Here is a 12773-nt window from a genome sequence, read left to right as displayed (position 1 = left end):
GTTCAGCGCTCCAGGTGGCCGGCTTCTTCGGCCGACGGCTCGGTCATCGGCGCACCGCCGGCCAGCACGACGGCCAGCTGCTCGACCACCGCGAGGAAGAAGATCGCCGCACCTGCCGCCATCCCGACCTGGGGGATCCACAGCGGGAAGGCGATCAGGCCGGTCGACACGTCACCGATCTGCCAGCTCTGCCAGCACAGCCGGATCGAGAACCAGGCCAGGTAGCCGGAGAGGAGGCTGCCCAGCGCCAGGCACCAGATCTCGGCCAGCCGCCGCGGCCGGCCCTGCAGCCGTTGCAGGAACAGCGTGACCCGGATGTGCTCGCCGCGGCCGAAGGTCGAGGCGAGCGCCAGGAAGGCCGAGGCGAGCATGGCGTAGCCGGCGAACTCGTCGGCCGAGCGGGCGACGTAGGGGAAGGGATTGGGCAGGCCGAAAGTCTGGTCGAGCCAGAGCCCGATCCCGGGTCCCACGGAGTAGAGGACGAAGGCGAGGAGCAGCACCATGAAGATGCCGCCCACGATCCCCGCCAGCTCGTAGAGCCGCCTCAGCGCCGACCGCACGCGGCGGCCGCCTAGTTCTTGCTGTAGGCGCCGATCACGGCCTTGCCGTCGGGGCCGGCCTTCTGCATCCACTCGTCGGTGAGCTTCTTGCCGAGCTCCTTGTACTCGGCCGCGAGCTTGGGCGAGGGCGGCTGCACCTTCATGCCGTTCTTGGCCAGCGTGTCGAGGAAGCCCTGCGCCAGCTTCTCGGCTTCGGCCCAGCCGGCGGCTTCGGCCTTGGCGGCCTCGGCCAGAACCGCCTTCTTGGTGGCGTCGTCGAGCTTGTCGAAGGCCGCCTTGTTCACCAGCACGGCGTTCTTGGGCAGCCAGGCCTGGGTGTCGTAGAAGTGCGTGAGCTGCTCCCAGACCTTGGAATCGACGCCGGTCGCGCCCGACGAGATGAAGGAATCGACCTTGCCGGTCGCCAGCGCCTGGCTGAGCTCGGCGGCCTGGATGGTGATCGGCTGCGCGCCGGCCAGCTCGGCGATGCGCGAGGTGCCGCGATTGTAGGCGCGGAACTTCAGGCCCTTCATGTCGGAGAGCTGGTTGATCTCCTTCTTGGTGTAGAGACCCTGCGGCGGCCACGGCACGGCGAACAGCACCATCATGCCCTGGGCGGCCGCCTTCTTCTCCAGCGCGGGCTTCTGCGCGGCCCACAGCTTCTTCGCCTCGGGGAAGGAGGTGGCGAGGAACGGGATCACGTCGATGCCGTAGATCGGATCCTCGTTCTCGAAGTTCGACACAAGGATCTCGCCGATCGGCGCCTGGCCGGTCTGCACGGCGCGCTTGATCTCGGGCGCCTTGAACAGCGAGGCGCCGGGATGGACCACGATCTCGAGCTTGCCGCCGCTCGAGGCTTTCACCGCGTCGGCGAACTTCTGCAGGTTGACGGAGTGATAGTTCGTGGCCGGGTAGGCGGCCGGCAGGTCCCACTTGGTCTGGGCCGCGGCCGGCAGGGCGAACATCGCCGCCGTGGCGGCGAGAAGGAGTCTGCGCTTCATCTGGATGCCTGCTTTTTGGAGTTGGTTCCCCTGTGCGGATGGTTACATCGCCGCCAACGGGCCAGCAAGCAGCGATGCCGCGGAAGCCGGTGCGGCGCGGGTGGCGGCGCCGCAAAACGTGAACGCGCGCCGTCGTGGCGGCCGCCCCCGACCATGCTAGCCTCCGGCATGGTTCGTCGCGCCGTCCTCGCCGCGCTGCTGGCCGTGGCCGCGACAGGCTCTGCCGCCGCCCAGCCGGTCGCCGCGCCCGACTGCACGGTGGCTGGCCGCCTTACCGAGGGTGAGGGCCTGGCGCTCGACATCGCCTACGCCTGCCGGGCCGACCGGCCGCTCGAGTTCGTGGCCGGCGAGAGCCAGGCGGCGCGTTTCGTGCACGACCTCAGGATCGACCAGCGCGACGGGCTCGCGCAGGCGACCTACCGCTTCGATCTTTCAGGCTTTGCCCGCTCCGTCGATTCCACCCGGGTCGCCGTGGCCCGCGGCCACGGGGTCCTGGCCATCCTCGGCGCCTGGCTGCTCGAGCCTCAGGGCTACGGCCGCCCGCCGGTCATCGACATCCGCATGTCCGCCGCACCCGGCCTCGAGTTCGCCGCCGGACTGCCGAAGGTCGGGGATGCCTGGCGGCTGGCCGGCACCTCCGTCCGCTTCGCGGGCTACTCGGCGCTGGGGCGGTTGTCCTACCGCGAGCTGCCGGTCGCCGCCCCGGGCTCGATGCGGCCGGGCGCGACGCCGTCCACCGGCGTGCTGCGCGTCGCTCTGCTCGACGGCATCGACGCTGCCCGCCGCGACGACGTCTTCGACTGGGTCGCCCGCACGGCCCAGGCCCAGTCGCACTACTGGCACGGCTTCACGACAGGACAGGGACTGCTGGGGCTGGTGCCCATGGCCGGCCGGCGCGGCGTCGGCTATGGCCGCACCGTCTCGGGCGGCGGCGTGAGCGTCATGGTCGAGCTCGGCAGCGCCGTCGACCGCCGCATCCTGTTCGAAGACTGGGTGCTGACCCACGAGCTGATCCACACCGGCATGCCCTTCATCCGCGATGCCCGGGGCCGCGGCACCTGGTTCATGGAAGGGGCCGCGACCTACGTCGAGCCGATCATCCGCGCCCGCGCCGGCTGGAAGACGGAGGAGGAGGTCTGGCACGAGTGGATCGCCAACATGCCGCGCGGCGTGGGCGCCTTCTCGGTCGGCCTGGCGCAGGCCCAGGGCGCGCAGAACTACTGGGGCGGCGCCATCTTCATGCTGCTGGCCGATCTCGACCTGCGACGGGCCACCGACGGCCGCATGGGACTGGAGGACTGCCTCGCCGGGGCGCTGGCGAGCGGCCTCGACGGCCCGCGTCGCGTGGGTCTCGGCGAGTACGCAGCCGCCTGCGATCGGGCCACCGGCACGCGGGTCATGACCGAGCTGGTCGATCGCCACTTCACGCGCGCCGAGCCGATGGACCTCGCCTCGCTGTGGCAGCAGCTCGGCGTCTCGATGGTCGGCGGCCGCATCCTGTACGACGACCGGGCGCCGGCCGCGCGCTGGCGCCGCATGATCGTTCCCGGCCGGCAACCGGGACCGCGCGTCAAGCTGCCGTGGGAGAGCTGATGCCGTCGTCGACGGGAGGCTGCCCGTGAGCGGGCCGGCCGGCGTCTGGCTGGAGGACCTCACCTGGGAGGAAGCGAAGGCGCTCTTCTCGGCGGGCGCCGTGGTCGTGATCCCGATCGGCGCCGCAGCCAAGGCGCACGGGTTCCATCTGCCGCTCAAGACCGACGCCGTGACCGCGCGGGCGCTGGGACAACGGCTGCTCGAGCGGCTGCCCGTCGTCGTCGCGCCGGTCCTGGGCATGGGGTACTACCCCGCCTTCACGACGTTCGCGGGCAGCCAGCATCTTTCGGTCGGGACCTTCCTGGCGCTGCTCGGGGAATTGCTGGCCGGCCTGCGCGAGCAGGGCGTCCGCCGCATCGTGCTGCTCAACACCGGCGTCTCGACCGAAGCGCCGCTGGAGACGCTGGCGGCCGACGATCTCCTCGTGCTGCACATGCGGCAGCTGGGCCGCGCCGCTGAATCCTGGCTTGATGTCCCGGCCGGGGGCCACGCCGACGAACGCGAGACCTCGGTCATGCTGGCGCTCGAGCCGCGCAGCGTGCGCATGGCCGCACTGGTCGCCTCCGGTCCGTTCGAGCAGACGGCGGCCACCGGCGACCCTTCGCGCGCCAGCGCCTTCAAGGGCGAGCGGATCCTGGCGGCGCGGGTCGACGATATCGTGACCCGGATCATCTCGCGGTGGCCGGATACGGTGGCAACTCCGCCCGGAGGCTGACGTTCACCCCGCAGCGTCAACCGCAGCAAAGGAGTGAACCATGCCCGACGTTACCCGCATCAGCCCCAACACCCTGATCGCCGCCGACCGGGTGGAGGGAACGGACGTCTACAACCGCAAGGGCGAGAAGCTCGGCACGGTGGACGACATCATGATCGACAAGGTGAGCGGCAAGGCGATCTACGCCGTGATGTCGTTCGGCGGCTTCCTCGGAATCGGCGAGAAGTACCATCCGCTGCCCTGGTCGACCCTGAACTACGACGAGACCAAGGGTGGCTATGTGGTCGACCTCGACAAGAAGGTCCTCGAGGATGCGCCGACCTACGACATGGACGAGGATTTCCGCTGGACGCCGGACTACGGTCGCCGCGTCGATCAGTACTACAACGTGCCGACCTACTGGTAGGCGGGCCACCGGGACGCGTCCCCGGCGAGGGGATGCGTCCTTTTCGCTCTGACTGCGAATTCCACCCATTAAAAGTCATCGCGTCGTCCGGGCGAATCGCGCTATTCGACGAACGTCTACTTTGAACGGACGACCGATCTCGCCGAATGTCTAGAATGGAGAACGTCGCCGCAGTCCGAGGCGCCTTCCGCGGCGGTCGCGGGGTGTCGCCTGCGCCGCCTCGCTCGTGATCGCCGGCAAACGTTCCGGAGTTGCTGCCATGCTCTTTCCGCGCGCGGTCAACCGCACCCCATCCGCGCGGTCCTCGATCAATCCCAGCATCTCGAACCGCAGGCGCTGCGTGGACGTGAGGCGCGAGGCAGGCGTTGCCCCACCCTCGCCGCGCGCGATCGCCCGTAGGATCTCGTACTCCTGCGCACCCAGTGCGATGGCGACATGCTTGCTGCTCATGATCGGCTTGCACGTCAACGCCCCGTGCATTGGGAGGTTGCTCCTCCGAATGGCCATCCGATAGGGTTTCCAGGGAACGCCGTGCCGATTCACCTCACCATCGACCAGGAACAGCGGACCGTGACGGGCGTGAGCTCGGGCGAGGTCACGCTGCATGACTTCGAGGCCTATTTCGAGGCGATCGCGTCCGCCGGCGCCAACCACTATCGGAAGCTCTTCGATGGGACGGAAGGGACCTCGTCGTTGACCGAGGAGGAGGTTCTTTCCCTGGGCGCACGCATTCGCGGCTACCACCTGACGGGTCCCATGGGCCCTCTCGCCATCGTCATGGGACCGGTTCAGAGCGACACTTTCGCCCGGGTGCTGGGCGCCCTGGCCGCCGCCGATCGCCCGATGCGGCTCTTCGGTAGTGTCAGGGCCGCCCGGCGGTGGCTGGAGAGGCAGGAGGGTTGAGATGCCGCTTCGATGGACCATCGACTCGGAGACCCGCAAGGTCGACATCGTGGCGGAGGGCGACGTGACGGCCGACGACGCCCGCGCCTTCTTCGATTGCATCGAAGCCGCCGGCGTCCTCAACTTCGACAAGCTGATCGACGGCACGCGCGGCCGGGCGGCGATGAGCCCCGAAGAGCTGATCGGTGTTGCCGTCCGTATCCGCAGTCAGCATGAAATGAGCGCGGTGGGGGCCCTTGCGGTCGTCATGAGACGCGACCAGTCCGAGAACATGATCCGAATCCTGGGAGCCGCGGCCGTCGCAAAGCGGCCCATGAAGGTGTTCGACGAGATCGCACCGGCGCGGCGCTGGCTCGACGGCGTGTCTAGGAAGCTTTCGGTAGCAGGCTCGCCAGGGCCGTGATCACATCGTCGGCCTTGTAGGGCTTGTCGAAGCGCGGCCTGTCGCGATGCGTATAAGGCATGAGCGCGCTTGAAAGGCCGCTCACGAAGACGAACGGCACGCCGAGCGCGGCCAGCACGTCGGCGAGCGGAAAGGACGTCTCGCTGCGCAGCCTAATGTCCAGCAGGGCGCCGTCTAGCCGGTGGTCAGCCATCGCGGCGTGCGCGGCCGCCACCGAGGCGACCGGTCCAATGACAATTCCTCCGGCACGCTCGATGGTCTTGGCCAGATTGAGGGCAATCGTCGCTTCGTCCTCGACGATGAGAATCTTGCGGCCCTTCAGTGGCGTTTTCGTCGGCGTAGGCACGGACTTGGACATTCAACTCGGGGGCAATCGGGAGGAGGTCCGTACAATGCCTCCTCCCCGGCGCGGCGTCACCCGCTGACTGTCGATCCCTTCTCTGACGGTCCCTTCGCGACGCTCTCGATGACCTTGTCCGCGAGGGCGCCCACCTTGCCGCCGAGATCGGCGGAAGAGGCTTCCTGGCGCAGAACGTTCGCGGCGCCCGACAGCGCGTCGCGCCCGGCGTTGATCGCCTTCGCACCCGCCGGCCCAACGAGATCCTTCTCGGTCTTGGACATCGGCAAAGCGGCGCCGACGGCGGCGCCGAGCGCCGATGCCAGCGCGGCCATGAGGATGGGCTGCTCGTCGAGCAGGCGTGAAACGGTGTCGCGTGCCTCGTCAGCCATCTTCCTCGCCTTTCTTTCGGCCTCTTCGGCCAATGCCCGCGCCTGTTCCTCGCCGGCCTCCCACTGGTGACGACCGGCGTCGACGCCGCTCGCGACAGAATCGCGGGCCGACGCATACCCGTCTTCGGCGCGGCGGTGCGCATCGGCCATGGTATCGGTTACCGCATGACTCGCGTCGGCCAAAGTGTGGCCCGCGCGATCGCGCAGGGTCCGCGCGGCGTCGCCGACGGTATGCGCCGCCGTGCCCGCCGCATCCGACATCCGGGCAGCGGCATCGCCGACGGCGGTCGAGGCCTTGGATGCCGCGCCCGAAGCCATGCCGGCCGCCGCAGCAGCCACACCGGCCGCTGCCGAAGCGACACCCGAGGCCGCACCGGCCGCTGCGGACGCGGTCCCTCTGGCGGCCTCGGCGCCCGTGGCGGCGGCGCTTTTCATCGCGGAGGTAGCGGCACCCATCACGTCGCTGCCCGTGGTGCGGGTCAGGAGCATCGTCAGTCCGGCACCGATCAAGAGCGCCGGAACGGGATTGGCGCGTGCCTGGTCGGTCAGGCTCTTCACCAGGGATAGCCCGCTTTCCTTGACCAGGCTGATGACCTCACCGGACAGGGCCGACGGCGCCATGCCGTCGCGCAGCTGGCCCAGCGTGTCGGCCAGGCCGATGCGGACGCTGTCCGCTTCGCGCTGCAGTTGGGCGCTCGATGTCATGTCAGGGTCTCCTTGACCATGCGGCTGTCGCGCGACAGCGAGTTGAAGGTGCGGTCGGGCGACAGCCCGGCCGGGTCGAGACGGTTCTGTCCCATCAGGAAGAGGACCAGGCCGATCACGCCGGCGGCGCCGGCGACGATCAGGATCGCAGCCGGCGGCGAAAGTCCGGCGGCGATGAGGATGCTCACGAGTGCCTGCAGGATCATGCCAAGGGCCGCAATCAGGAAGATCGTGCCCAGCAGGATCATGACCAGGCCGCCGCGCACCGCGCCGATCTTCTCGGCGAGCTCGACCTTGGCGAGCCGGAATTCGGCCTGCAGCAGGTCAGCAGTCTGCGACAGGGCCGCTGTGGTCAAGGTGACGACGCCGGGGCGTCGCAGGGGTTGGTTCAACATCGGGCGCTCCTAATCGTTGGCCGGCGGGAGGCCGTTTTCGGCCTGTACGGCGGCAACGGGTGCCGTGGCGCCCGGCGCGGCAGCGCCGGCCTTCACGACCCGCGCCAGCGCGAAGCCGACGAGCGCCGCTCCAGCCAGCATCAGCACCGGCTGGGAGCGGCCGAACTCGGTGGCCGCCGACAGCAAGTCGCCGACGTTCTTCTCGCGGAGGTCTGTCGCGAGCTGGTCGATCCTGCGACCGGCGCCGCGCACATATTCCGCCAGAGCCGGCGACTGGTCGTCGACCGAGCGGGCGATGGCCTCCGCCGTGCCGGCCACGCCGGCCACCGTCTCGGCTCCGGCAGCCTTCGAGCGGTCCGCGATATCCTCGACTTTCTTTCCAAGCGCCTCGCCCATGTCCCGGGCGATCCCGGCCCCCTCAGAAACGATCTGGTCCGTACTGGTCGCCGCCATGGTGCCTCCGCAAATCTTGCACGTTGTTGCCGTGCGCAATGAACGAGGCTTCTCCCTCGGCGGTTGCGCCATGGCGAAGCGGGCCCGCGATTGTCCGCGCGCGTGCGGCCCTGGGCGGCTATGCTCCCGGCTCCGAGGCGTCAGGAGAGCGAGTCGTCGATGAAATCCTTCTTCGCAGTTTCAGTCGTCGCGGTACTCGCCGCCGGCGCGGCGCACGGGCAGACCGCCGTCACCGCCGGACTCTGGGAGGTCACCGACAAGACGACGATGGAAGGCGTGCAGCCGATGCCCTCGGCCGCCAAGCGCATCTGCATCAAGGGCGGCGAGGCGACGATCGAGCGGTTGCTCTACCCGACGCCCGACGACTTCGCCAAGCACGGCTGCACCTTCGAGCCGGGGCCCAGGCAGGCCGGCGTGTTCAAGGCCCGCACGGTCTGTCCGGCGACGGACACCGAACCGGGCGTCACGGCCGACGCCGAGATCAACTTCAAGGCCGACAGCTACGAGGGAATCGGCACGCTCCTGGTCAAGGACAAGGCCGGAACGACCCTGAAGGGCACCAGCGTTCTCAGCGGCAAGCGGGTCGGCGACTGCTGACCGGCCGACCGCCCGCGGCGGGCTCCGCCGGGCGACCGCCCGGGGCGGGCAGGCCACCGGGACAATCCGCAGGGCGAGTGCATCGACGGTCGTACCTCTGATATGGTCGTTCCACCGGAAGGGGTGGGGATGCCAATGAAGGTGTGGCGGGTCGCGGCGGCGGTGGCCGCTCTTGTCGTCTCGGGTCCAGTGCACACGCTGGCCTGGGGCGCGACGGGTCACGAGATCATCAGCGGCATCGCCATGGACACCCTGCCCGAGATGGTGCCGGCCTTCCTGCGAGCCCCCGGCGTTGCCGGCAACATCGCGGTCCTGGGCCGCGAGCCCGACCGCTCCAAGGGCGCCGGCCGAACCCACGACGCCGAACGCGACCCGGGACACTGGATCAGCCTCGCGGACGACGGGTCGGTCGCCGGCATCCTGCCGCTCGACGCCTTGCCCCCGACCCGCGAAGCGTATGACGCGTTGCTGCGTGCCGGCGGCTCGACCCAGTACAAGGCAGGCTATCTCTTCTACGAGATCGTCGACGGCTGGCAGCAGCTCGTGAAGGACTTCGCCTATTGGCGTGCACTCACCAAGGCGATCGAGACCGCGCAGACGCCGGATGAACGAACCTGGTTCCAGGCCGACCGGCGGCTGCGCGAACTGCTGATCCTCCGCGACCTCGGGATCTGGAGCCACTATCCGGGAGATGCCTCGCAGCCGCTCCATGCCTCGATCCACTACGACGGATGGGCCCACCGTCCCAACCGGGAGAACTACACGACACGGAATGTCTCCGCGTACATCCAGGGCGCGTTCGTCCGAAGCAACATCAAGCGGCAAGCCGTGCTGCGCCTGGTCGACGCCTACAAATCCTGCGTATGCTCGATCGAGGATCGCGCTCGCGACCTGCTGCGCTTGAGCCTGGCGCAGGTCGAGCCGCTCTACCGGCTCGAGAAGGCGGGCGCCTTCCGCGACGCCGACCCGCGCGGTATCGAGTTCATCGCGTCGCGGCTCGCTGCGGGGGCGACCGCCACGCGCGACATGATCGCCGATGCCTGGATCGCCAGCGCCACCGCCATGGTCGGTTACCCGATGGTCAGCGTGCGCGACATAGAAAGCGGCAAGCTCAGGGCGACCAGGGCCTTGTTCGGAGCGGACTGAGCGGGGGCCGCCGCGGTGGCGACCGAGATCCGCGGCCTTCTGGTTGGCCTGCTGATGATGCTCGGCGCCGTCGTCGCGACCTATGTCGTTGCCCTGGCGTTCGAGACGGTCGCCGTCCGTCCCGTGGACAACAGCTATTCCCCGCTTGCCGAGGCCACGGTCGACCGTCGGGGCTTGCCGTTGCGCAAGCGCCAACTCTCCGACAGTGCCCCGATCGGGGACTATTGACGGCCGGGCCGTCGCGACGGCTCAAGCCGAGGTCGCGACGCTCCCGTCGGCGAACGCCGGCATCACCTTTTCGCCGAAGCGGCGCATGGAGGCGATGTTCTGGTCGTGGTCCATCGCGCCGAAGCCGGTCTGGCAGAGCAGATGCCGGACGCCGACGTCGCGCAGCTCCGCCACCTGGTCGCGCACCCGCGCCGGCGAGCCGAAGAGCGAGCCCGTGCGCAGCACGAACGGAACGGCCTCGGAGTCCGGCACCCGCGGGTCGGTCCAGGCATTCAGTGCAGCGGGCTCCGGCTCGAAGTCGGGCGGATTGTAGGCCTCGCGCACGTGCATCATGTGGGCGCGAGTCTCGACCAGGAGCGCCGACAGCTCGTCCTCGGCCTGGGCGTCGGACTCGGCCACGTACACGTTCCGCCACAGCGCGCTCTGGGCCAGGAGCCGGGCACGTGTCCGCTCGTCGTGTCCGCCTGCCTCGAGCCCAGCTTCGTAGGTTGCCCAGCGTTCCTTGATCCGCTCGACCGGCAGCCGTGCCGTCAGGATGGGGACGCCCAGCCGGCCGCATTCGCGAAACGAGCCGGGCGAGATCACCGAGCGCCAGAGCGGCGGGCCGGGCTGCTGCACGGGCTTCGGCCGGATGGCCGGAATCTGCAGCTTGTGGAACTTGCCGTCGTACGACAGAGGAGACTCCCGCCAGGCGCGCTCGACGATGTCGATCGCCTCCTCCATTCGCGCCCTGCTCTCGTGGCTGCGCAGACCGTGCCCGACGAACTCGTACTCGTTGTAGGCCGTGCCCTTGCCGATCCCTACGTCGATGCGACCGTTGGCGAGATTGTCGAGCAGCGCCAGCTGCACGGCCAGCCGCACGGGATGGTGGAATGGCATCTGGACGACGGCGAAGCCGATGCGGACGCGCGCGGTCCGCATCGCCAGGGCGGCGGCGAACATCAGCGAGTCGGAGTAGACGCTTTCGCCGGTGAAATAGTGCTCGGTCAGCCAGACGTCGGAAAATCCCAGCCGCTCGGCCTCGCAGGCCTGATCGATGACATTGGCGATGCGTCGCGCGTCCTGGTCGGGAGACGGCGACATGGACAGGGTAAGCCAACCGAACTGCATGCGGCACTTGAGCCGCTTTGGCGCGGACAGGCAAGCACGCCGTGCTGCCGGCGCTTCTGGTCCGGGCCTAGCCCTGGCGATGCGAGCGGAACGGGACTCGTGCGGGGCCGACCGTGCGCAGCCCGGATCGCGCTCGATGGGCACGGTTGGGCATTGTCGGCAGGCGGACGGTCTCGCGGTAGCTTTGCAGCCACTCATTGGCGGCGCCGACCGAGGTGAAGATGCGGAAGGGCCGATCACCCACGCGCTGCTTGAGCAGGACCGCCATGTCGAGCGTCAGCGGATCCGTGACGACGATCGCCACGGGCCCGGCGGCGGCATCCGAGCCGTAGCGCACCAGCCCTCGCGCAACCTCCTCGAGACCCTCGCAATCGAGGTCGAGCGTCGCCGCCGACATGTCGACCAGCTTGGCGTAGCCTTTCACATCCTGCCGCACGGTCTCCGACAGGTAGCCCTCGATCTCGCTCAGGGTGACTGCCCGCTGGCCACGAATGACGCAGAGCTCGGCCTCGGGATCGATCTTCAGGTCAAGCGGCATGGTTCAGTCCTGGACGCTATGGGTGGAACCTATGGAACCAACGACTGCTGCAAACGGTGGTTGCTGCAATTTCCCCGCGGCTCGCAAGGCGAGCAACGCCGACCCGCGACGGGGCGGCAAGCGCAATGCGAAAAGGAGTGGGGGAAGGCGGAGGTGCCGGCATCATCCGTCAGGACGCGCCGACACTCCACACACCTCGCGTCTGCGGGCTTTTGCCTCGACCCCCAAGCTCAATCGGGACATCGCCTCACTCGACGACAACACCGTATATTAGTTGCAGTTTGGGCGCAATCAATATTGACGCGGTTGTGCCCCGATGGATGTCCCGTGTCAGGTCTCTAGAAGGTCACAACCAGGTCGTAGGGGGTCGAGGTCCCCGTTCCCGCGGGCATCCTCACGAGGATGAGATACTTCCCGTCCTGCGGCAGGGCGCCGATCCAGGCGCGGGCATCGTCCTTGGAGCCGGCGTCGGGAAGCGGCCGGCCCGTCACGAGCGCCATGCCGTCGGCTGCCTTGGCCAGCGTCGCGTTGATCCCGAAGACCTCGAAGGAGACCGCCGGCGAGGGCGACGCGACGGACACCATCAGCGTCTGCCCCGCCTTGCCGGCGACGTAGTACACGGCGCGGCCGCCGGGCGCGATCTGTCCGGTCAGCGTCGAGGTATGGGAGCCGGGCGGAAAGGTGACGGTGGTGAAGGGCGGCAGCTGGTTGAGGGGCTGGGCGATGGCCGCACGACCGACGGCGGCGAGCAGCGGCGATGCGAGGAGGAGGGCACGACGATTCATGCCGGCACCATTGCATCCCGGGCAAACGCAGGCAACGCAGCCCGCGAGGGCCGCAGCCCGTCGATTGTCTACTCGGCCGTCTCGGTCTCGAAGTCCGCCGGCATGGTGATCTCCAGCATCTCGAAGTCGTCGGAGTGCGCGACCTCCCTGTGGCTGATTCCCGGCGGCTGGTAGACCGTCGAGCCTTCGACGAGCTTGTGCTCTCCGTATCCTTCGTACTCGAAGATCGCCCATCCCTTGAGCACGTAGATGAACTGGAACTCGAGCGTGTGGGCGCGGCGCGGCGCGTCGGCGGGCTCGCCCGGCCTGGCGCGGACCACGTGTGCGCCGACCTTGCCGTCCGTCAGCTCCTTCAGTCCCAACCGGCGGCAATCGAAGAATGGCCGCGATGCGTCCGGCCCGAAGGAGTCGGGCCCGAGGTGATTGACGATGCTGCGCTTGCCGGCGGCGGCGTCGGCGATGTCCTTGTCGCGCTGCGCTTCCTCGGTCGTGGGAAAAAGGTCGGGCATGGTACCTCCGCAATGAAC

The 12773-nt window shown here is 68.9% G+C and carries 19 protein-coding genes; 8 read left to right on the top strand and 11 right to left on the bottom strand.

Features of this window, described 5'->3' with window-relative positions; all coding sequences use genetic code 11:
• Positions 1–2: 2 nt before the first annotated feature.
• Complete coding sequence (locus tag ACO073_RS23750; RefSeq protein WP_422000862.1) at positions 3–560, bottom strand: TRAP transporter small permease; 558 nt, start codon at positions 558–560, stop codon at positions 3–5.
• An 11-nt stretch (positions 561–571) separates the two neighbouring features.
• A complete protein-coding gene (locus ACO073_RS23745; RefSeq protein ID WP_422000860.1) occupies positions 572–1540 on the bottom strand; it encodes a TRAP transporter substrate-binding protein in 969 nt (322 codons plus the stop codon).
• Between the two features lie 168 nt (positions 1541–1708).
• Here ACO073_RS23745 and ACO073_RS23740 point away from each other — a divergent pair, with 168 nt between their 5' ends.
• Genes ACO073_RS23740 through ACO073_RS23730 form a run of 3 tightly spaced genes read left to right on the top strand, consistent with a single transcriptional unit; the run spans position 1709 to position 4254 of the window.
• Positions 1709–3133: a hypothetical protein gene (locus ACO073_RS23740; RefSeq protein ID WP_422000859.1), complete on the top strand. Its 1425-nt coding sequence runs from the start codon at positions 1709–1711 to the stop codon at positions 3131–3133.
• A 25-nt stretch (positions 3134–3158) separates the two neighbouring features.
• A complete protein-coding gene (locus ACO073_RS23735) occupies positions 3159–3848 on the top strand; it encodes a creatininase family protein (protein WP_422000857.1) in 690 nt (229 codons plus the stop codon).
• A gap of 40 nt (positions 3849–3888) precedes the next feature.
• Positions 3889–4254 (top strand): PRC-barrel domain-containing protein, encoded by a 366-nt coding sequence (locus ACO073_RS23730; protein WP_422000855.1) that lies wholly within the window; start codon positions 3889–3891, stop codon positions 4252–4254.
• A gap of 150 nt (positions 4255–4404) precedes the next feature.
• Here ACO073_RS23730 and ACO073_RS23725 read toward each other — a convergent pair whose 3' ends face one another.
• Positions 4405–4704 (bottom strand): hypothetical protein, encoded by a 300-nt coding sequence (locus ACO073_RS23725; protein WP_422000854.1) that lies wholly within the window; start codon positions 4702–4704, stop codon positions 4405–4407.
• 81 nt (positions 4705–4785) lie between these two features.
• Here ACO073_RS23725 and ACO073_RS23720 point away from each other — a divergent pair, with 81 nt between their 5' ends.
• On the top strand, positions 4786–5157 hold the full coding sequence (locus tag ACO073_RS23720; protein ID WP_422000852.1) for a hypothetical protein: 372 nt from the start codon (positions 4786–4788) through the stop codon (positions 5155–5157).
• Between the two features lies 1 nt (position 5158).
• Complete coding sequence (locus ACO073_RS23715; RefSeq protein WP_422000851.1) at positions 5159–5560, top strand: STAS/SEC14 domain-containing protein; 402 nt, start codon at positions 5159–5161, stop codon at positions 5558–5560.
• Here ACO073_RS23715 and ACO073_RS23710 read toward each other — a convergent pair.
• From ACO073_RS23710 to ACO073_RS23695, 4 genes are read right to left on the bottom strand one after another with little or no spacing between them, the layout of a single operon-like run.
• Positions 5523–5918: a response regulator gene (locus ACO073_RS23710; protein WP_422000849.1), complete on the bottom strand. Its 396-nt coding sequence runs from the start codon at positions 5916–5918 to the stop codon at positions 5523–5525. The genes ACO073_RS23715 and ACO073_RS23710 overlap by 38 nt on opposite strands.
• Before the next feature lie 56 nt (positions 5919–5974).
• A complete protein-coding gene (locus tag ACO073_RS23705; protein WP_422000847.1) occupies positions 5975–6994 on the bottom strand; it encodes a hypothetical protein in 1020 nt (339 codons plus the stop codon).
• Entirely contained in the window at positions 6991–7389 is a 399-nt protein-coding gene (locus ACO073_RS23700; RefSeq protein ID WP_422000845.1) for a phage holin family protein, read from the bottom strand. Before ACO073_RS23700 ends, ACO073_RS23705 begins: the two co-directional genes overlap by 4 nt.
• A gap of 9 nt (positions 7390–7398) precedes the next feature.
• Positions 7399–7842: a hypothetical protein gene (locus tag ACO073_RS23695; protein ID WP_422000844.1), complete on the bottom strand. Its 444-nt coding sequence runs from the start codon at positions 7840–7842 to the stop codon at positions 7399–7401.
• Between the two features lie 159 nt (positions 7843–8001).
• On the opposite strand from ACO073_RS23695, the gene ACO073_RS23690 reads away from it, so the two are divergent.
• From ACO073_RS23690 to ACO073_RS23680, 3 genes are all read left to right on the top strand, one after another.
• Positions 8002–8439: a DUF3617 domain-containing protein gene (locus tag ACO073_RS23690; protein WP_422000842.1), complete on the top strand. Its 438-nt coding sequence runs from the start codon at positions 8002–8004 to the stop codon at positions 8437–8439.
• Between the two features lie 129 nt (positions 8440–8568).
• Complete coding sequence (locus tag ACO073_RS23685) at positions 8569–9585, top strand: hypothetical protein (RefSeq protein WP_422000841.1); 1017 nt, start codon at positions 8569–8571, stop codon at positions 9583–9585.
• Positions 9586–9600: 15 nt separating this feature from the next.
• The gene (locus tag ACO073_RS23680; protein WP_422000839.1) at positions 9601–9813 is read left to right on the top strand and encodes a hypothetical protein; all 213 of its coding nucleotides are present in this window, start codon (positions 9601–9603) and stop codon (positions 9811–9813) included.
• A 21-nt stretch (positions 9814–9834) separates the two neighbouring features.
• Here ACO073_RS23680 and ACO073_RS23675 read toward each other — a convergent pair whose 3' ends face one another.
• The 4 genes from ACO073_RS23675 to ACO073_RS23660 all read right to left on the bottom strand — a co-directional run bounded on the left by ACO073_RS23675 (position 9835) and on the right by ACO073_RS23660 (position 12755).
• A complete protein-coding gene (locus tag ACO073_RS23675) occupies positions 9835–10923 on the bottom strand; it encodes an LLM class flavin-dependent oxidoreductase (RefSeq protein WP_422000837.1) in 1089 nt (362 codons plus the stop codon).
• Between the two features lie 67 nt (positions 10924–10990).
• Positions 10991–11461, bottom strand: coding sequence for a hypothetical protein (locus ACO073_RS23670; RefSeq protein WP_422000835.1), 471 nt, complete (start codon positions 11459–11461; stop codon positions 10991–10993).
• Positions 11462–11799: 338 nt separating this feature from the next.
• The gene (locus ACO073_RS23665; protein ID WP_422000834.1) at positions 11800–12246 is read right to left on the bottom strand and encodes a hypothetical protein; all 447 of its coding nucleotides are present in this window, start codon (positions 12244–12246) and stop codon (positions 11800–11802) included.
• Positions 12247–12314: 68 nt separating this feature from the next.
• Positions 12315–12755 (bottom strand): cupin domain-containing protein, encoded by a 441-nt coding sequence (locus tag ACO073_RS23660; RefSeq protein ID WP_422000832.1) that lies wholly within the window; start codon positions 12753–12755, stop codon positions 12315–12317.
• Positions 12756–12773 lie beyond the last annotated feature (18 nt).

This window comes from Reyranella sp., from assembly GCF_965229815.1.
Lineage (GTDB): Bacteria > Pseudomonadota > Alphaproteobacteria > Reyranellales > Reyranellaceae > Reyranella.
The sequence above is the reverse complement of the archived record's forward strand: the minus strand, read 5'-3'. Positions and strand labels throughout refer to the sequence as shown.